Source organism: Microbacterium sufflavum (assembly GCF_023101165.1).
Classification (GTDB): Bacteria; Actinomycetota; Actinomycetes; order Actinomycetales; family Microbacteriaceae; genus Microbacterium; species Microbacterium sufflavum.
In genome coordinates, this window is the sequence record NZ_CP078076.1 from 1,215,696 (window position 1) to 1,234,092 (window position 18,397).

The 18,397-nt window shown below is 72.7% G+C and carries 15 protein-coding genes; 7 read left to right on the forward strand and 8 right to left on the reverse strand.

Annotated elements, in window-relative coordinates:
* Positions 1–58 precede the first annotated feature (58 nt).
* Positions 59–4,363, forward strand: a complete 4,305-nt coding sequence (locus KV394_RS06090; RefSeq protein ID WP_247982559.1) for an isopeptide-forming domain-containing fimbrial protein — start codon at positions 59–61, stop codon at positions 4,361–4,363.
* A gap of 55 nt (positions 4,364–4,418) precedes the next feature.
* Here KV394_RS06090 and KV394_RS06095 read toward each other — a convergent pair whose 3' ends face one another.
* A complete protein-coding gene (locus KV394_RS06095; protein WP_247982560.1) occupies positions 4,419–6,959 on the reverse strand; it encodes a LuxR C-terminal-related transcriptional regulator in 2,541 nt (846 codons plus the stop codon).
* A 116-nt stretch (positions 6,960–7,075) separates the two neighbouring features.
* Here KV394_RS06095 and KV394_RS06100 point away from each other — a divergent pair, with 116 nt between their 5' ends.
* The 3 genes from KV394_RS06100 to KV394_RS06110 all read left to right on the forward strand — a co-directional run bounded on the left by KV394_RS06100 (position 7,076) and on the right by KV394_RS06110 (position 8,799).
* Positions 7,076–7,627, forward strand: coding sequence for an ECF transporter S component (locus KV394_RS06100; RefSeq protein WP_168442881.1), 552 nt, complete (start codon positions 7,076–7,078; stop codon positions 7,625–7,627).
* 43 nt (positions 7,628–7,670) lie between these two features.
* Complete coding sequence (locus KV394_RS06105; RefSeq protein ID WP_247982561.1) at positions 7,671–8,129, forward strand: DUF6153 family protein; 459 nt, start codon at positions 7,671–7,673, stop codon at positions 8,127–8,129.
* A gap of 73 nt (positions 8,130–8,202) precedes the next feature.
* Positions 8,203–8,799, forward strand: a complete 597-nt coding sequence (locus KV394_RS06110) for a DUF305 domain-containing protein (protein ID WP_247982562.1) — start codon at positions 8,203–8,205, stop codon at positions 8,797–8,799.
* Positions 8,800–8,873: 74 nt separating this feature from the next.
* Here the strand turns inward: KV394_RS06110 and KV394_RS06115 are convergent, their stop codons facing one another.
* From KV394_RS06115 to KV394_RS06125, 3 genes are read right to left on the reverse strand one after another with little or no spacing between them, the layout of a single operon-like run.
* Positions 8,874–10,241, reverse strand: a complete 1,368-nt coding sequence (locus KV394_RS06115; RefSeq protein ID WP_136030515.1) for a threonine/serine exporter family protein — start codon at positions 10,239–10,241, stop codon at positions 8,874–8,876.
* Between the two features lie 20 nt (positions 10,242–10,261).
* Entirely contained in the window at positions 10,262–11,617 is a 1,356-nt protein-coding gene (locus tag KV394_RS06120) for an anaerobic C4-dicarboxylate transporter family protein (RefSeq protein ID WP_136030513.1), read from the reverse strand.
* 30 nt (positions 11,618–11,647) lie between these two features.
* On the reverse strand, positions 11,648–12,388 hold the full coding sequence (locus KV394_RS06125) for a Type 1 glutamine amidotransferase-like domain-containing protein (RefSeq protein WP_247982563.1): 741 nt from the start codon (positions 12,386–12,388) through the stop codon (positions 11,648–11,650).
* A gap of 133 nt (positions 12,389–12,521) precedes the next feature.
* On the opposite strand from KV394_RS06125, the gene KV394_RS06130 reads away from it, so the two are divergent.
* Positions 12,522–13,559, forward strand: coding sequence for a lactonase family protein (locus tag KV394_RS06130; protein ID WP_247982564.1), 1,038 nt, complete (start codon positions 12,522–12,524; stop codon positions 13,557–13,559).
* Positions 13,560–13,639: 80 nt separating this feature from the next.
* On the opposite strand, the gene KV394_RS06135 is transcribed toward KV394_RS06130, so the two are convergent.
* Positions 13,640–14,371 (reverse strand): SGNH/GDSL hydrolase family protein, encoded by a 732-nt coding sequence (locus tag KV394_RS06135; protein ID WP_247982565.1) that lies wholly within the window; start codon positions 14,369–14,371, stop codon positions 13,640–13,642.
* A gap of 54 nt (positions 14,372–14,425) precedes the next feature.
* On the opposite strand from KV394_RS06135, the gene KV394_RS06140 reads away from it, so the two are divergent.
* Positions 14,426–14,953, forward strand: a complete 528-nt coding sequence (locus tag KV394_RS06140; protein ID WP_206252051.1) for a hypothetical protein — start codon at positions 14,426–14,428, stop codon at positions 14,951–14,953.
* A 9-nt stretch (positions 14,954–14,962) separates the two neighbouring features.
* Here KV394_RS06140 and KV394_RS06145 read toward each other — a convergent pair whose 3' ends face one another.
* Positions 14,963–15,829 carry an alpha/beta fold hydrolase gene (locus tag KV394_RS06145; RefSeq protein WP_136030503.1) on the reverse strand — a complete coding sequence of 289 codons (867 nt, stop codon included), beginning with the start codon at positions 15,827–15,829 and terminating at the stop codon, positions 14,963–14,965.
* A 64-nt stretch (positions 15,830–15,893) separates the two neighbouring features.
* Positions 15,894–16,898, reverse strand: coding sequence for a magnesium and cobalt transport protein CorA (locus KV394_RS06150; protein ID WP_136030501.1), 1,005 nt, complete (start codon positions 16,896–16,898; stop codon positions 15,894–15,896).
* A 292-nt stretch (positions 16,899–17,190) separates the two neighbouring features.
* On the opposite strand from KV394_RS06150, the gene KV394_RS06155 reads away from it, so the two are divergent.
* Complete coding sequence (locus KV394_RS06155) at positions 17,191–17,361, forward strand: KOW domain-containing RNA-binding protein (RefSeq protein WP_247982566.1); 171 nt, start codon at positions 17,191–17,193, stop codon at positions 17,359–17,361.
* Positions 17,362–17,412: 51 nt separating this feature from the next.
* On the opposite strand, the gene KV394_RS06160 is transcribed toward KV394_RS06155, so the two are convergent.
* Entirely contained in the window at positions 17,413–18,207 is a 795-nt protein-coding gene (locus KV394_RS06160; RefSeq protein WP_247982567.1) for an SDR family NAD(P)-dependent oxidoreductase, read from the reverse strand.
* Positions 18,208–18,397 lie beyond the last annotated feature (190 nt).

Sequence of the window (18,397 nt, forward strand, 5' to 3'; positions counted from 1 at the left end):
GGCGGGGCTTCCGTGTGCGCGCACGCGCCGCGGACAGCGATGGATGGGGAGTGAAGTCGTGGGATTCCGTGATGCCCGTGAGCAGCGGCCGAGCCGCTGGAGCCGGACCAGGAAGCTGATCGGCGGTGTGGTGAGCACCGCGCTCGTCGCCTCGTCGATGATCGTGGTGGGCGGCACGCTCACCGCGGCGCCGGCCGCAGCAGCCGAGCCGTTCCTCTGCACGCCGGGAGCGGTGTACGTGCAGAGCACCTCCGAGGTGCGCGAGTTCGCGGTGAACGAGCAGGGCGGCGCCCCCGGCGACGGCGGCACGCTCAGCAGCATCAACCTCGGCGCGAACCACTCCAACAACGCGCTCGGGCTCTCGTCCAACGGACGCTACGCGTACACCGTCACGAACGCCGCCGGCAGCAAGATGCTCGCGAAGCACGACCGCGTGACCGACACCACCACGCGCACCTCGTTCTCGCTCAACTCCTCGGTCCTGCGCGGCGCCGTGCACCCCGTCACCGGCGTGTACTACTTCGCCAGCGGCACGATCAACGGCGCCATCAACCTGTACGCGTGGAACGAGAACGTCACCCCGCAGACCTACGTGCAGGTCGGCACGCTGCGCCCGACCACCGGCAGCAGCGCGTTCGGCGCCAACGGCGACATGGCCTTCAGCGCCTCCGGTCAGCTCGTGCTCGTGGCCGACAACTACATCTACTCGTCCGACCTGCCGAGCACGCTGCAGCCGAGCACCGCCACGATCGACGCCAAGCAGGTGCACGACATGGGCGCGGGCGTGCAGGGCAACGGCATCGCGTTCGGCAACCTCGGGCACATCTTCGTGTCGGTGTCCGGCGGCGGCAACCGCATCATCGAGGTGGACCTGCCCCGTGGGGCGACCGTGAACACCACGTCGCTGGGGAACTTCGGACCCACCGACATGGCCAGCTGCACGTTCCCCAACACCCTCACGCTCAAGAAGGACCTCCCGAACGGGCGCCAGGCCGACACCGACCAGTTCGCGCTGCGCGTGCAGTCGCCCACCGGCTACCAGGTGCCGCAGACCGATGCCACGACACGTGGCGCGCAACCCGGCCTGCAGCCCGACTACGCGGGTCCGGTGTTCACCAACCAGGGCGACGCCTTCCAGCTCTCCGAGTCGCCTGCCGGCACGACCGACCCGACCCGCTACGACGCGTCCCTGGTCTGCGTGCAGGTCAACCCCGACGGCTCGACGACCCCGGTCGCGGTGACCGCCGACGGCCAGGTCACCCAGCCATCCGGTCCGCTGGGCACCGACGTCACCTGCACGTACACGAACCTGCGCCTCGCACCCGGCCTGGCCCTGCGCAAGACCTCGGATCCCGCGAACGGCACCGCCGTGACCGCGGGGCAGCGCGTCACCTACACGGTCGAGGCGGAGAACACCGGCAACACGCGCCTCGACCCGGTGACCGTGAGCGACGACCTGTCCGGCGTGCGCGCCGTCGCGACCTACCAGGGCGACGTGGCGACCGCGATCGACGGCGACCCGGTGACCTCGGGCGCCGCGACCGTCACGGGCGACGAGCTCGCCTGGAACGGTGCGCTCGAGCCCGGCCAGGTGCTGACCGTGACCTACTCGGTGATCGTCGACGAGGGCGCGGAGGGCGAGCGCATCGCCAACAGCGTCACCGCGTCGGGCACGCCCCCCGGCGGCTTCGACCCGATCGTCCCCCCGGCCGTCACGACCGAGCACCCCGTCGCCGGCTTCGAGCTCGTCAAGACCTCGTCGCCCGCCTCGGGCAGCACGGTCGAGCCCGGCCAGACCATCCAGTACACCGTGACCGGCACCAACACCGGCGCGACTCCGCTCGACCCCGCCTCGCTCACGGACGACCTCTCCGGCGTGCTCGCCCACGCCGCGTACAACGACGACCTCACGACCGCGATCGACGGCACGACCCTGACCACGGGCGGCGCGACCCTCACCGGCAGCACCCTCGCCTGGACCGGGGCCCTCCAGCCCGGGCAGACCGTGACCGTGACCTACTCCGTGACCGTGGGAGAGGACGCCTCGGGCGAGATCCTCCGCAACACCGTCGCGGGCTCCGGCACCCCGGTCACGCCCGACCCCGGCGACCCGACCGGCCCGCTGGTGCCCGGTGAGCCGATCGTCCCGCCGACCTCCACCACGGAGCACCCCGTGCTCGGCTCCGGCTTCACGATCTCGAAGACGGCCGACCCCGCGTCGGGCACCCGCGTCGACCCGGGCAGCGTGATCACGTACACCGTCACGGGCACCAACACGGGCGACACCGTGCTCGACCCGGCGACGATCACGGACGACCTGCGCGACGTGCTGGCCCACGCGAGCTCGAACGACGATGCGACCGCGACCCGCGGCGACGTCCGCGTGGCCGACGGAACGCTGAACTGGAGCGGCCGACTGCTCCCGGGGCAGGACGTGGTGATCACCTACTCGGTCACGGTCGACGCCACCGCGGGCGGCGAGCTCATCGCCAACACCGCCACCGGCGCCGCGACCCCGCTCATCCCCACGGATCCGAGCGACCCCGGCAGCCCGACCACGCCTGGCACGCCGATCACGCCGCCGCCCGCCACCACGGAGCACCCGGTGAACGAGCCCGGCTTCACGTTCGCGAAGACGGTCGACCCCGCCACGGGCACCGCCGTCGACCCCGGCACCGTGCTGACCTACACGCTGACCGCCGCGAACACCGGCGAGACCGTGCTCGACCCGGTCGCGATCACGGACGACCTGTCCGGCGTGCTGCCCTCGGCGGCGTACAACGGCGACGCTGTCGCGACCATCGGCGGCGCGTCCGCGGGTGCCGTGACCGTCGACGGCGCGACACTCGCCTGGAGCGGGTCGCTCGCGGTTGGGGAGACCGTGACCGTCACCTACTCCGTGACTGTGACCGCAGAAGGCGTCGGCACCGTGATCGAGAACGTGGCGACCGCGTCGGCCACGCCGCCCGGCGGCTCCGTCATCACGCCGCCTCCCGGCACCACGACCACGCCGGTGAACCGTCCGGGCTTCTCGCTGTCGAAGAGCGCGGACCCGGCGACGGGCACCGCGGTCGACCCCGGCGCGGTCATCACCTACACGGTGACAGGTGTGAACACGGGTGAGACGGCGCTCGACCCCGTCGCGATCACGGACGACCTGTCCGAGGTGCTCGCCCACGCCGCGTTCACCGGCGATGCGACCGCCACGATCGACGGCGTCCCGGCCACGGCTCCCACCGTGGCGGGCGACCGGTTGTCGTGGAGCGGTGGACTGCCGGTGGGTGCGACCGTCACCCTCACGTACTCCGTGACCGTGGCGGCCGACGCGGGCGGCACCGTGCTGGCGAACCGGGCCTCCGGCTCCGCGACCCCGCCCGGGGGCGTGCCGCCGATCGAGACGCCGCCCGCCACGACCGAGCACCCGGTCAACGCGCCCGGCTTCGAGCTGCGCAAGACCGCCGACCCCGCGGACGGCACCCGCGTCGACCCGGGCAGCGTCATCACGTACACCGTGACCGGCGTGAACACGGGTGAGACGGCTCTGGCGCCCGTGAGCATCGACGACGACCTGTCGGGCGTGCTCGCGCACGCCGACTACAACGGCGACGCGACGGCCACCGTGGTCGACGGCGTCGCGCCCGCCCCGGTCGTGGCCGGCGACGAGCTGACGTGGACGGGCGACCTCGCGGTCGGCCAGCGCGTCACCATCACCTACTCGGTGACCGTGCACGCAGACGCGGGCGGTGCGACCATCGCCAACACGGTCGAGGGCACGGCGACGCCTCCGGGCGGCGCGGTGATCACGCCCCCGCCGACGACCACGGAGAACCCGGTCGGCACCCCCGGCTTCACGTTCGCGAAGACCTCGGACCCCGGTTCGGGCACGGCCGTGGCGACGGGAAGCGTCGTGACCTACACGCTCACCGGCACCAACACCGGCGAGACCGGGCTGGACGAGGTGGTCGTGCGGGACGACCTGGCCGGAGTGCTGCGGCACGCCGACCTGCGCGGCACGGCGACGGCCACGGTGGGTGACCGCGAGGTGGCCGCCCCCGTGATCGACGGGACGGCGCTGCGCTGGACGGGCAGTCTCGCGGAGGGGGAGAGCGTCGTGATCACCTACGCCGTGACCGTGCACGCCGACGCGGCAGGCGCCTCGCTGCGGAACGTGGCCGTCGCCTCGGCCACGCCGCCCGGAGGGGAGACGATCACCCCGCCCGCCGGCACGACCGAGAACCGGGTGCTGACGCCGCTCGCCGTCACCGGCGGACAGCTGGCGCCCTGGGTGCTGATGCTCGCGATCGCCCTGCTGCTCGCCGGAGCCGCGCTGCTGATCGTGCGCCGGCGTCGCATGCAGGCCTGACGACCCCCCGCCGGCTCCCGGCCGCCGCCCCACGCGCGGCCGGGGGCCCTCGGGATCAGTCGGGGAGCAGTCCGTGCCGGGCGGCCTGCTCCAGCGCCTCGGTGCGATTGGCCGCGTCGAGCTTGCGGTAGATGCTGCGCAGCTGGGTCTTGAGGGTGTTCGGCGACACGCTCAGCTCGGCGGCGATGTCCGGCAGCGCCGCCCCCGAGGTGAGGGCGTGCAGCACGACCTGCTCGCGGGACGACAGTCGCGGCCGCGTCGCGAACGACGGCAGCGCGGAACGCGTGGGCAGGGGCGCGCCGCCGAGGGGGGCCAGGTCGGCGCGCACGGCCGCGAAGTCCTCGGCGCCGAGCAGGGCGATCGGGGTCCGCAGCTCCCGGTCGGCGAGCTGCGCGGCCAGCGCGTCGGTGGTCGGCTGCGCGGCGGCCGGGGTCACGCGGTGCAGGGCGGCGCTCTGCACGGCCGCGGCCTCCGCGCGCTCGCGAGACGTGGTCGGCTGGAGCCGCGTCTGCGCCAGCATGCGCACCGCCTCCGGCGCACGACCGTCGACCAGGGCCACCCTGGCGCGTTCCAGCAGCGTCGCGAAGCGGTCGCCCGGCGCGTCGCGCTGCTTGATGCTGCGGGCGGCCCGGACGTCGCCGAGCGCGAGGTGCAGCAGGATCCGCGGGCGGCTGAGGGCCTGGCGTGCGTGGGGTGTTGCGCCCTCGCGTCCCCGCATCCTGGCGAAGGACTCCAGGCGTTCGAGCCCGCCCGCGGCGTCGCCGTCGTGCAGCGCGATCCACGCCTCCACGGCGGCCATGGTCGTCCAGTGCTCGCTCGTCGCCCGGTGGGGGAGGAACGCCCGCACGTGCTGTTTCGCGGCGTGGAGGTCGCCGTCCTCGACCGCGAGCATCGCCTCGGCCACGCGGTAGAACGTGCCGCGGTAGCCGTCGAGCAGCTCTTGGCTGTGACCGCCGTCGCGGAGGAGGCCGACGAAGTGCCGCGCCTCGGGGAGGTCTCCGGCCCTGGCGTGGATCCCGGCGAGCAGGCTCATGGCGTGGAACCCGTTGCCGGTGCCCTGCGCACCGGCGAGAGCCGCGGCCTCCTCCAAGAGCCCCACCGCCTGTTCGCGGCGGCCTCCGTAGTACAGCGACAGCGCGAGGTGGGTGCACAGCAGCGGCATCTCCCGGGCGTAGCGGTGCCACTCGCTCTCGGGGGTCTCCGTGAACAGCGCGAGGGCACGGGCCGCGACCTGTCCCGCCCGGTCGGGCATGCCGATGACCCGCAGGGCCGCGCTCTCGGCCGTCCAGATGAAGAGGCGCTCGGTCGCCGAGAGGCGGGTCTTCCGCCCGTTCGCTGCCGAGACCGCCAGGCGCAGGAGCTGGAGTCCGCGCAGGCGGCGCAGCCGGTTGGCGTTGAGGCAGATGCCGAGGAGCATCGCCACGAGCGGCTCCTGCTTGAGGCGTGCGATCGGGAGGTCGCCGAGCAGTCGCACGACCGCCCTGCCGTCGTGGTCGAGCAGGTGGCTCCATCCCGACATGATCACGTGTGCCGCGAGGGCGAGGTCGTCCTCCTCCACGGCCAGACGCAGCCCCTCGAACGGAGCGCCCCGCCGCACGGCGCCCTCCACCGCGAGGCGCCGCAACCGGGGGATCTCGGCCGGGTGTGTGCGGCGGAGCTCGCGGCGCAGCAGGGTGCGGGCGTGCGGGGCCAGGCGGAACAGGCGGGGCTCACCGGGCTCCCAGTGCCCGAAGCCGAACACCTCGGATTCCTCGAGGGCGTGGACGATGTCGGGGTTGCCCGTCAGTGCGGCAGCGAGGGGGGTGTCGACGGCGTCGGTGATGCTGAGCCGGACTAGATCGTCCAGGGTCCGCTCGGCGAAGTCGTCCCGCTCGATGCGAGCCCGGAGGTAGTCCTCGATCGTCGCGGATGCCGCCTCGACGACGGCCGACCCGCCCCCGTGCAGGGCCGCCGCCCGGACGGCCGCGGGGAAGCCGCCCGTCGCCTCCTGGATCGCCTGGACCGTGTCATCGTCGACGGCGGGGTCGAGCATCGCGCGGATCTCGTCGTGGTCGAACATGAGCTCCTGCGGGCCGAGAAGCGCGGTGTCGATCACCAGCCGCAGCCCGGCGCTGTCGAAGGGACTGGGCCGGTTGGTCGCGACGACGAGTCGCACGAGCGGGAGCGCGGCGATCGTGCGACACAGGTCGAACACGCTCTCGCGGTCGAGCGCGGCGGCGTCGTCGAGCACGATCACCAGCGGCTCCGTGAGCGGGCACAGATGCTCGGTGACCGCGGCCCACAGCTCTCCGGGTGGCTCCGTCGGGGGGTCTGCGGGAGCCCTGCCCTCTGGCGCCTGTTCGCGAAGGGCGCGCAGCAGTGCCAGGGCGAGGTCGGAGCTGCTCTCACGCCCGGGGGTCACGGTGAGCCAGACCACGCGGGACGAGGTGACGAACGCCCAGCCGACCACCGCGGTGGTCTTGCCCGAGCCCGATGCCCCGCGGAGCAGCGTGAGCGGGGTGTCCGTCTCGAGGGCTGCGTTGAGCCGCGGTCGCCCGATCACGTTCGTCGAGACGCGCGGCAGATGCCTGCTCTCACGCGCGACGGAATCCGTCATGTCCCCTCCCCAGGTCCCCGCCTCCACAATATTCCGAAATGACGATCGGGCGGGTGACATGACGCCGCAGCGACGCCGGTGATCGGCCGGCCGCCGTGGCCTCTAGGCTCGGAGACGTGACGGACGGGCGGGCGAAGACGGTGCGACGCGTGCCGACCAGCGCCCTGCTGGTGAGTGCGGCGCTCGGTGCGATCCAGGCGCTCGTGTTCCTCGCGGTCGTTCCCGTCACCGGAGTGCTCGCGGCCGCCTCGCCCCCGGCCTACGCCCTGGTCGCCGCTGTGCACACGGCCCTGCCGTTCCTGGCGCGCGTGGTCACGCGCACGCCGGGCGCCGCCACGCTGACGGCGTTCGTGGCCGGGGCGCTCACGGTCGCGGTGTCGCCGATCGGACCACTCGGGCTGGTCCCGCTCCTGCTCGGCGGTCTGGTGCTCGACCTCGTGCTCCCGCTGCGGCGCGACGCTCGGGTGGGGGCAGGGCGGATCCTGGCGGCCGGGGCCGTCGCGGGGATCGCGCTGTTCCTGGTCGCGCTGCCGGTGTTCTCGCCGGAGCACCTGGTGCCCGCGGTGCTCGTGGCGACGCTGGCCGCGCGCGTGGTCGGGGAGGTCGCGGTCGCCGGGGTCGTGATCGCGGTGCGGAGGCTGCTGGCCCGCGCGGGCGTCGTCCGCTGAACATGCCCCGAATACCTATACCCCCTGCGGGTAGTATCGGGGCATGACCGATCGACGGGCGCTGCGCGGGGCACTGCTCGCGGTGGTGCTCGCGGGCGGAGTGCTGCTCGGGCTGCTCGGCATGCACGCGCTCGGGTTGCACGGCACCGCCGGGGCGCACGGCCCCGGTCACGCCGCGGTCGTCGCGACGGCGCCCCACGGCGACGCCGCCCACGACCGCCCGGGCTCCGCGGCCCACGACCGCGGCGACCGCGCCGCGCCGCTCGCCTCCCACGAGGGCAGCACCCCGCCGTCGCACGACCTCGCCGCGCCGTCGGCCGGGGGAGCGGACGGCGCCGCCGCGTGCGTGCTGGCCCTGCTCGGCGGGCTCCTCCTGCTCCTGCGCCACCGGGCGTCCCCGGCCCTCGCGGCACCGGCGGCCACGGTCGTCCTCCGCGCGCGCGGCACCCTGCCGATCCCGCGACCTCCGTCTCTTCACGTGCTCTGCATCAGCCGGACCTGAGGCGCCGTCGTGCGCCCGGGGCGACCGCGACCGCGTTCGCCCATCCGATCGAGAAGACCGAGAAGAGAGACCCATGAAGAATCGAACCACCCGTACCGCGGCCGCCCTCGTGATCGCGGGGTCGCTCGCGCTCGCCGGCTGCGCGTCGAGCGAGCCCGCGGGCCCCGCCGACCACTCCGGCATGGACCACTCCCCGAGTGACGCCCCGGCCGCCGGGGCGAACGACGCGGATGCGATGTTCGCGTCGATGATGATCGTGCACCACCAGCAGGCGGTCGAGATGTCCGACATCGTGCTCGCGAAGGACGGCGTCGACCCGCGCGTGGTCGACCTCGCCGAACGCATCACGGCCGCGCAGGGGCCCGAGATCGAGCAGCTGCAGGGCTGGCTCGACGACTGGGGTGTCGACGCGGCCGACGCCAGCGCCATGGACCACGGCGACGGCATGATGAGCGACGACGACCTCGCCGCGCTCGAGGCCGCGACCGGGCCCGAGGCGTCGCGGCTGTTCCTGGAGCAGATGATCGTGCACCACGAGGGCGCGGTGGAGATGGCGGAGGTGCAGCTCGCGGACGGCGAGAACGCCGATGCGGTGGCGCTCGCGCAGGACATCGTCGACGCCCAGACGGCCGAGATCGCGGAGATGAAGGACATCCTCGCGAGCCTCTGACGCGAGAGCCCCGCGTCGCCCTCGCGCGGCGCGGGGCTCACCCCGTCCCCCGCCGCCGGACATCGCCGCGAGGGCTATCGCTGATCCGGGCGCGGCGGAGTCCGCTCGGCCCTCCCGACGCGGCGCGCCACCCGTCGCAGCGGGTGCGCGAGCCGCTGCCACAGCGTGGGCGCGGGGGTGTCGTCGGGAGCGGGCGGCGGAGCCACCGCGAACTGCACGAACTCCTCGGCGCCGTGGTGCACCACGCGGTACAGGGCCGTGCCGATCAGCACGCCCAGCGCGATCGACATGACCGACACGAGGGCGGCGGCGAAGTCGGCCAGGCCGTTGTCGGTCGCGAACGCCTCGGTCAGTCCGACCAGTCCGGCCGCCCCCGGCACGAGCAGCCAGAACGCCGGCAGGAACGTCAGCTGCGACGGCGCCCCGTGCCGCAGCCCCGCGATCCAGAACACCACCGGGGTCACCGCGAGCGCGCCGACGAAGCCGCCCACGGCCGGATCGATGAACTCGGTGCCCGCCCACTGGCCCACGTAGGCGACCACGAGCGCGAGCAGCACCCATCCGAAGGTCGACGGCGGCGCCGAGAAATGGAGGTAGTTGCCCAGCGCGAACACGAGGATCCCCAGCAGCGGCACCCACCACGGCAGGAACGAGGAGGCATCGAGCGGCTCGTACGAATCGGACGACACCCCCACCACGGCACCCGCGGCGAGGATGCCGAACGCCAGCAGTGCGAGCTGCACGAACCCGTAGACCAGCCGCGACGCCCCGGAGATCATCTGGCCGGCGGCGAGCTCGACCGTCGCGGTGGTCAGCACCCCGCCCGGAAGGAACGTGACCAGCGGGGCGATCAGCACGCGGATCGGGTCGCCGACCTCCACGGCCTCCGCGAGCAGGAACACCGCGGTCGCGCACACGAACGCCGCCGCGATCGGCATGATGAGCTGCAGCGTGGGCGAGCGCACGAGCTTGAGCAGCCCGATCCCGAAACCGAGCACGAACGCGACGGTCGCGCCCTGCCAGGTGGGGGCGAGCAGCAGGGCGAGCCCGGTGGTGAGGATCGCGTGCCCGAGCGTGCGCGTGAACCAGCCGAGGCGCGGTCGCATCGCGCCGATCTCGTTGAGCCGCCGGATGCCGTCGCGCGGCGCGACCGCGCCGGTGCGGGCCTGCGCGATCAGCTCGTACAGTGCCGCGATCTGGTCGAAGCGGAACGACGCGTTGGTCGCGGAACGGATGGCGACGCGCTCCTCCTCCTCGTCGCCCGTCTCCACGATGATGATCGTCGGCAGCACCACGAAGTCGGTGTCGTCGCCGCCGGACGCGCGCGCCACCTCGGCGATCGTGTCGCGGATGCGGTCGACCGACTCCGCCGAGGCGTTCATCCCCTGCGCCAGCCCGAGCAGGAACTGGCGCAGCGCCGACCGGTCGACGACGTCGGTCATGTCACCCCACCGCGGTCATGTCACGCGAACAGGAACGACAGGGCGACGCCGACCACGATCGCGGTGCCGACGTAGACCAGGTTCGGCAGCTGGAACGAGTGGTCGACCACGAACTTGCCCATCTTGGTCGTGCCGGTCTGGTCGAACGCGACCGTGGCGACCTGGCTGCCGTTGGCGGGCAGCGTGTAGATGCCCATGGTCGCCGGCCACAGGCCCACCAGCAGCGGGGCGGGCAGCCCGATCGTGATGCCGATCGGCACGATCGCGTTCGTCGCGCTCGACTGGCTCGTGGTGAGCATCGCGACCGCGAACAGCGCCAGCGCGAACAGCAGCGCGCCCAGGAACGCCGACGACCCCGACACCACGGAGCCGAGTCCATCGACGATGAGCGTCTGGTTCGCGGCGACGAAGGTGTTCGCCAGCCACGCGATGCCGAACAGGGCGATGGCGCCGACGATGCCGGCGGGGAACGTGGGCTGCTTGGGCACGTCGGCCGCCTTCACCTTGCAGAACACGAAGATGAGGGCGGCGATGATGCCCATGGTGACCTCGATGATGACGGTCACGCTCAGACGCACGGGGTCGCCACCGTCATCGGTGCCGATCACCGGTCGCAGATTCTCGAACAGGCCGAAGAACACGATCACCGCGACGCCCGCGAGGAACAGCGATGCGGAGAGCACCGCGGTCTTCGGCAGCGTCTTCTCGTGCGCGTCGACGACCGGCGGCTTGATCTGCCCGTCCGCCAGGCGCTTCTGGTACTCCGGGTCGTCCTCCAGGTCCTTGCCGTGGCGCATCATCACGAGCGCCGCGACGAGGAGTCCCGCGATGGAGGCCGGCCACATGATGAGCAGCAGCCCGCCGAGGTCCACGCCCTGCGGCGCGAGCAGCACCACCATCGAGGCGGTCGCAGCCGACACGGGGGAGCACAGGATGCCGACCTGCGAGGCCACGGCCGAGACCGCCAGCGCCCGCTCCGGACGGATCTTCTGCTGGTACGACACGTCGTAGATCACCGGCAGCAGCGGATAGAAGATGTTGCCCGTTCCCGCGCCGACCGTGAACAGGAACGACATCGCGGGGGCGAGGAACACCACCGACTTGGGGCGTTTGCGGATGACCTTCGCCGCGACGGACACCATCCAGTCGATGCCTCCGGCGGCCTGCATGGTCGAGGCGGCCGTGATCACGGTGATGACGATGAACACCGCGTCGACGGGGGCGTTGCCCGGCGCCTCGCCGAAGACGAACACCAGCACGGCGACGCCGACGAGGCCCCACACGCCCAGGCCGATCCCGCTGGTGCGGGTGCCCATGAAGATCGCCAGGACGACGACGATCAGCTGGGCGATGAGGAGGAAGACGTTGTCGTTCATGACGATGCCCCGATCATCAGGATGGCCCGGTCAGGAGGAGGGTCCGGTGGCGATGGGCCCGGTACCGGTGAGCACCTGCACGGGCAGCTCGGTCTCGACGATCCGCCCGTCCACCGCTTCCACCCGCAGGGCGAGGGGGTCGTCGACCGGGCTGATCGCCGTCACGAACTCGGAGTTCTCGAAGTGCAGCGACTGGAGGTTGCCCACCGCGTAGCCGGTCGACAGCTCCGCGCTGAGCAGGGAGGCGTGGAACAGCGGCCGGCGCTGGTCCTCGGCGTCGTAGTGCGGGCAGAAGCTGCCGTGCAGGAAGCCAAGGCCCTCCGGCAGCACCTGCAGCGTGGGGCCGTAGCTGTCGGTCGTGCCGCCCTCGAACCAGCAGATCCCGCCCGCGCTGCCGCCGGTGAACACCACGTTCGACGCCGGGTCCTCCCACATCTCGCGCATGATCTCGTCGAGTCCCTGCCGCTTCCACACGTCGAGCATGTTGGCGGTGTTGCCGCCGCCCACGTGGATCACGTCGAAGCCCTTCACGAACCCGGCGAGGTCGTCGACCGCACGGTGGAACAGCGGCAGGTGGTGCGGCGCGCACCGGTCGGAGTCGTACGTGGAGTAGAAGCTCACGATGTAGGCGGTGTCGTCGCCCGTCGCGGTGCCGACGAACAGCACCCGCGGTCTGTCCTTGCCGGTGAGTCTCAGGATGTAGTCGTGCGTCGGATCGTTCCGGCGCTCCATCATGGCCTTCCCGGCTCCGGTTGCGACAACATGTGACATCGGTGACCCCCCGGTTCGACGGCTGCTCTCAGGCGTCAACATAGTGGTGCGCGACCCGGCGCGTCCAGCACTCCTCACCCGCTCGACGTGAGGGACGGTGCGGCCGTCGGCGCACGCCATAGTGGGAGGGGACGTGTCGACGACGGCGGGAGGGCCCACGGTGGCATCGAGCGAGTTCGCGGTGTGCGCGATGTCCGAGCGCCCGGCGCTGTGGACGCTGGTCTGGCATCCCGAGACCGAACGGTGGGAGGCGCGCGGCGCCGCGGTCGCGCTCGACCGGCCGTTCGCGCTCGCCGCCCACCCGTCCGGCTCCCTGTACGCCGCGGGCCTCACCCCCGAGGGCGCGTTGCATCGGCTCACGCGCGGGCCCGGCGACGGCGCGGCCGACTGGGTCGTGCGGCAGAGCCTCGCCCTGCCGGGGGTGGAGCTGCCGTGCCGGGTGCGGTTCGACGCGGCTTCGCGGCGCCTGCTGATCCCCGGGTACGGGAACGGGGCGCTCGGGGTGGTCGACCTCGACCGGGACGGCGGCTTCGCCGCGGCCGCCCGAGTGGCCGCGTTCACCGGCGGTGGACCCGACCCCGAACGACAGGACGGCCCGCACGCCCACGACGCCCTCGCGCTCGCCGCCGGCATCGGCGTGACCGACCTCGGCGCGGACGTGCTGCGCATCCTCGACCCGACGACCCTCGCCGAGCGGGCGCCGCTGGAGCTCCCCGCGGGCACGGGACCCCGGCACGTGGCCGACCTCGGCGGCGGACGGGTCGCGCTCTCGGGCGAGCTGGGCTCGACGCTCGTGCTGGCCTCGGTCACCGAGCGCCGCGTGCTCGATGTGCTGCCTGCGACCGCGCACGGCTCCGGCGGGTCGAACGCGCCCAGCACGGTGGTGCACGATCCCGTGCGCGGCCTGGTGCACGTCGCGAACCGCGGCGCCGACACGATCCTGACCGCCCGGATCGACGGCGACCGCCTGGTGCGCGTGTCCGAGGTGCCCGGTGGCGGCTCCCGGCCGGAACATCTCGTGCTCACCGGCCGGCACCTGCTGGCGGTGCACTCCGCCGACGGCGCGGTCGTGGCGCTGCGCCTGCGCGACGGGGTGCCCACGGCCGAGGTCGCCGCGGAGACCCGGGTGCCCGGCGCGATCTGGATCGAGCCGCTGCCGCCGCGGCGCTGAGCCGACGTTGCGGTCAGCGCTCGGGCAGCTCGGGGCGCCGGCGGTTCCGGTGGCTCGGGCGGCTGCCCGCGGGCTCGGGGTCAGGCGTTGAGGCGGGCGGCGCCGACCTGCGCCTCGAGCAGCGGCAGGGTGCGGCTGCCCGCGGGCGTCAGGCCGAGGGCGCGCGCGAGTTCGAGTGCGAGCGCCGCGTGCCCGGCCGAGTTCGGGTGGAACGGGTCGCCCATCAGGCCCCACGGCACCCCGCCGTTCCCCAGCTCGGCGTAGCGGGCGTACTGGTCGACCAGGAGCACGTCCTCCTCCGCGGCGACGCGCCGCACGGCCTCGGCGAACTCGGCGATCCGCGACCGCTCCGGGGCGTTGAGGCCGTCCACCGCGGGCGGCGTCTGCAGCACCACGACCGCGTCGAGGTCGCGCGCACGCCGCACGAACTCCCGCAGCGACTCCGCATACTCGGCGGCCGAGAGCACGGGGCGCTCGCCGCCGGTCGACACATCGTTCGTGCCGATCATGAGGGTCACCACGTCGGGGTTCCAGGAGGCGACGCGGCGGTCCCAGTCGTCGAGGATGTCGGCGATGCGGTTGCCGCTGATCGCCGAGTTGATCACGATGTCGCGCACGCGGGCGAGCTCGCCGCGGATGAGCTCGTGCAGGTGCTCGGGGTAGCTGCGTCCGCCCTGCGTGTGCACCAGCCCGTGGGTGATCGAGTCGCCCGTGATCAGCCAGTTCAGCGGCGCCGGATCGGCCAGGGCGGCGGTGAGGCGCTGGAGGTCGGCGGTGGCGGAAGCGGGGGCGGGGGATTCGGCGTTCGGCACGGCTCCGAGCCTATCGGCCGACCACGGCGACCCCGGATGCGGGAGACTGGACGGATGACCTCGTCTGCGCTCGACCGTCTCCTCGCCCGCATCGCCGACTCCGGTCTGCTCGACGACCCCGTCGCGGAGAACGGCCTGGTGTACGGCCGCGCCGGGATCGACGCGGCGGGCGCCACGGTCTCGGTGAACGTCGATCCGGAGCTGGACGAGCACGACGAGGTCGACGATGACGCGCTGGTCGCCACGCTGGAGCGCGTGCTGTCGGTGAACGAGTCGCGGTGGCGGGCGATCGTCGACGAGGTCGCGTCGGACATCGACGACGCGGTGGACGACGAACCCGTGGTCGAGCAGATCGATCTGCGCGACGACCTGGAGGCCACGTCGGTCGTGGTGTTCGCCGATGCCGTGCTGCTCGCGTTCGTCGCTCCGAAGCAGTTCCCGGAGTCGCGCATCCTGGTGCAGCTCGACGAGGAGTTGGAGGTCGACGGCGTCGAGGTGCGTGCGCTCGACGGCTCCGAGACGGTGGAGTTCGACACCCTCGACGACCTCCTCGACGAGATCAGCCGCTCCGACGAGGACTGAGCGCCCCCGTCATTCCGCGTCGAGCACCTCACGGAGCGTGGCGGCGAACGCCTCGGGCTGGCCCGCATAACCGGACTCCCCGCCCAGGAAGCCGCCGTGGTGGCTGGGGAAGACGGTCGCCTGCTGGCCCAGCCGTTCGGCCAGCGCGAGCGCGGTCCGTCCGGTGTACCCCGTCAGCGACTCCTCGCCCACCGCCACCACGATCCGCGTCGGTGCCGCCTGTAGCGCCGCGATGTCTGGCGTGTAGTCGACGACCGCCCACGACCGCTCCGACAGCAGCGGATCGTCGCGGGATCCGTCGTCGTCGGCGGGCATCCCGAACGCGGCGGGGTCGGGCAGCGGCTGCGCGAGGAACTCCTCGGTGAACTCGCCCTCCCACGAGGTCATCGCCAGGAAGCCCGCCATCCCGGCGCCCCAGCCGCGGTCCTGATACGCGCGGGTGTAGGCGGCCCTGGCGCGGCGGGCGGCCTCGGCGTCGGGCAGCACCGCATCGATCGGCGGCTCGTGCGCGACCAGGGTGGCCACGTCGTGCGGGTGGGCGGTGACCAGGGCGAGCGCCGTCACCGCGCCGCCGCTGCTCGCGAACAGGTCGACCGGTCCGGCGCCGAGCGCCTCGATCAGCGCGTGCACGTCTTCCGCCTGCGTCTCCGGCTCGTTGGTGACGCCCCCGTCGTGCCGCACGCTGCGCCCCAGGCCGCGCGGGTCGTACGTGATGACGGTGCGGTCGGGGAAGAGCGCCACCTGGGCCTGGAACCCGCTGGCGTCCATCGGCTGGCCGATCATGACCAGCGGACGGCGCCCGTCGGCCGTGGGCAACGGGCCGTGCACGTCGTACACGAGATCCACGTCGGGCAGTTCCAGGGTGTGCTGCGTCATGTGGATCTCCTTCGCGCGTCCCCGTGGATCGTACGTGCCGTCACGGACGTTCCACCAGGGGCGGTCACAGCCACTTCTTGTACTTGAACACCCCGTACAGGCCCACCGCGAACGCCGCCATCGCCCCGATCGCCATCGGGTACCCGAACGCCCAGTGCAGCTCGGGCATCACGTCGAAGTTCATGCCGTACACCGTGCCGACGAGCGTGGGGGCGAAGATGATCGCCGCCCAGGAGGAGATCTTCTTGATCTCGTCGTTCTGCGCCAGGCCCGCCTCGGTCTGCCGCCGCGCGACCAGCGCCGAGTGCACCGTGAGGGCGTTCTCCAGGATCGCGCGGAACGAGTCCACCCGCTCGTTGACGCGGATCGTGTGGTCGAGCACGTCGCGCAGCGACCGCTGCAGCTCCTCGTCGATGCGGTATTTCTCCGACCCGCGGCGGAGCCACTCCAGCATCCCGCTGAGGGGGTGCACGGCGCGCTGGAAGTTGATCACCTCGCGGGACAGCTCGTAGATGCGGCGGGACAGTGCGCTGTCGTCCGCGCCGTCGCCGAACAGCTGGTCCTCGATCTCGTCGATGTCGTTGAGCAGACCGGCGACGATCGGCTCGTAGCCGTCGACCACCTCGTCGAGGATCGCGTACAGCACGGCCTCCGGTCCCATCGCCAGCAGCTCCGGGTTCGCCTCCATGCGGGAGCGCACGGCGGCGAGGTTGGGCGACTCGGCGTGCCGGATGGTCACCACGAAGTCGGGCCCGACGAACAGGTGCAGCTCGCCGAACTCGATCGACTCTTCCTTGTCGCGGTAGCGGGCCGGGCGCAGCACCGCGAACAGGGTGTCGCCGTAGCGCTCCACCTTCGAGCGCTGATGCCCGGAGAGCGCGTCCTCCACGGCGAGGGGATGCAGGTCGAACTCGCGCGCGACGGACTCGACCTCCGCCGGGCTGGGGCGGTAGAGGCCGATCCAGGCGATGCCGCCCGCCGCGTCGAGCATGCGGTAGGTCTCGTCCAGGTTCCTCGGGGTCTCCACGCGACGACCGTGGACGTACACGCCGTTGTCGATGAGCGCCATGATGCGGCTCCGTTCTCGCGAGCGCACGGCAGCGGAGGCTCCGTGCGCGGATTCGTCAGGGGGCGGGAGACGCCGCCGACGGCTGCGGAACAGGACGTGCGGACGCGGACCGGGAGGTCAACGCGAGAGCGCAGGGAGTCGCGACGCAGCGAGGGCGGCGTCGTTACTATCGTCGGACATCGCCATCACCGCCTTCCGGACTCTCGGGGGTCACACGACCCGACGTGCCAGCATACTCCCGGAACCTGGACGGGGGCCCGGCGGAGGTTCGACCGTCCGGACAGGGAGACACATGAACGAGTTCGCCATCGGAGACATGGTGCAGATCACCGGATCGCCCATGACCGGCACCGTGGGCACCGTGGTGTCGTTCGATGAGAAGCGCCAGCGCTACCTCGTGCGCATTGACGCCATGACGCAGAACTACTACGCAGCCGGCGATCTGACCGTCTTCGCGCCCTGACCTGGCGACCCGGTCGCGGCGGAGCCCGATCGGGGCCGCTCGCCGCGGCGGCTACGGGACGATCGCGTCGATGTAGCCGCCGTCGACCCGCACCGCCGCGCCGGTCGTGGCCGACGCGAGCGGCGAGGCGAGATAGGCGACCATGTTCGCGATCTCCTCCGGCTCGATCAGCCGCTGCAGCAGCGACTGCGGGCGGTGCAGGCGCATGAACTCGCGCTGCGCCTCGTCCCACGGCAGGTCCTGGTCGACGAGGGAGTACACGAAGTCCTCCACGCCGCCCGTGTGGGTGGGCCCCGCGAGCACCGAGTTCACCGTGACGCCGGTGCCCGCCGCCTCCTTCGCGAAGCCGCGCGACACCGCGAGCAGCGCCGTCTTCGACATGCCGTAGTGGATCATCTCCGCGGGGATCACGACGGCGGAGTCGCTGGCGATGTCGAGCACCCGCCCCCAGCCGCGCTGCATCATGCCCGGCAGCGTCGTCCGGATGAGTCGCACGGCGGCGAGCACGTTCACCTCGAAGTAGCGGCGCCATTCGTCGTCGGAGATGTCGAGTGCCGGGGTCGCGCCGAAGATCCCGAGGTTGTTCACCAGCACGTCCACGTCGCCCGTGGTGTCGAGCACCGCCGCGGCGCCGTCGTCGGTGGTGACATCGCCCGGCGCGGGCACCAGGCTCCGCTCGGGATTCTCCTCCCGCAGCTCGGCGACCACCGCCGCGACCGTGTCGGCGCTGCGGCCGTTGACCGCCACGCGGGCCCCGGCGTCGGCGAGGGCCGTGGCGATGGCGCGGCCGATGCCCTGGGTGGAGCCCGTGACGAGGGCGGTCTTTCCGGTCAGATCGATGCGCATGATGCTCCTCCGTGTCGGTGCTGTCTGCTGCAACACCGACGCACCTCCATCCATGCCCGCGTACCTCCTGCCGTGTGCCGGGGGCCGGGTGCCGGGTGCCGGGCGTGAGCCGTGTGCCGGGATCGAAAAGGTGCCGGGGGCGGGCTCCGCGGGGACGGTTTCGATCCCGCGTCGAGCGGGTGTGTCCGCC

What these genes read in the sequence shown, in the direction of transcription:
- KV394_RS06095 (WP_247982560.1), bottom strand. Translation starts at nt 6,959, where the DNA reads ATGACGGATTCCGTCGCGCGTGAGAGCAGGCATCTGCCGCGCGTCTCG.
- KV394_RS06105 (WP_247982561.1), top strand. Translation starts at nt 7,671, where the DNA reads ATGACCGATCGACGGGCGCTGCGCGGGGCACTGCTCGCGGTGGTGCTC.
- KV394_RS06110 (WP_247982562.1), top strand. Translation starts at nt 8,203, where the DNA reads ATGAAGAATCGAACCACCCGTACCGCGGCCGCCCTCGTGATCGCGGGG.
- KV394_RS06115 (WP_136030515.1), bottom strand. Translation starts at nt 10,241, where the DNA reads ATGACCGACGTCGTCGACCGGTCGGCGCTGCGCCAGTTCCTGCTCGGG.
- KV394_RS06120 (WP_136030513.1), bottom strand. Translation starts at nt 11,617, where the DNA reads ATGAACGACAACGTCTTCCTCCTCATCGCCCAGCTGATCGTCGTCGTC.
- KV394_RS06125 (WP_247982563.1), bottom strand. Translation starts at nt 12,388, where the DNA reads ATGTCACATGTTGTCGCAACCGGAGCCGGGAAGGCCATGATGGAGCGC.
- KV394_RS06140 (WP_206252051.1), top strand. Translation starts at nt 14,426, where the DNA reads ATGACCTCGTCTGCGCTCGACCGTCTCCTCGCCCGCATCGCCGACTCC.
- KV394_RS06145 (WP_136030503.1), bottom strand. Translation starts at nt 15,829, where the DNA reads ATGACGCAGCACACCCTGGAACTGCCCGACGTGGATCTCGTGTACGAC.
- KV394_RS06150 (WP_136030501.1), bottom strand. Translation starts at nt 16,898, where the DNA reads ATGGCGCTCATCGACAACGGCGTGTACGTCCACGGTCGTCGCGTGGAG.
- KV394_RS06155 (WP_247982566.1), top strand. Translation starts at nt 17,191, where the DNA reads ATGAACGAGTTCGCCATCGGAGACATGGTGCAGATCACCGGATCGCCC.
- KV394_RS06160 (WP_247982567.1), bottom strand. Translation starts at nt 18,207, where the DNA reads ATGCGCATCGATCTGACCGGAAAGACCGCCCTCGTCACGGGCTCCACC.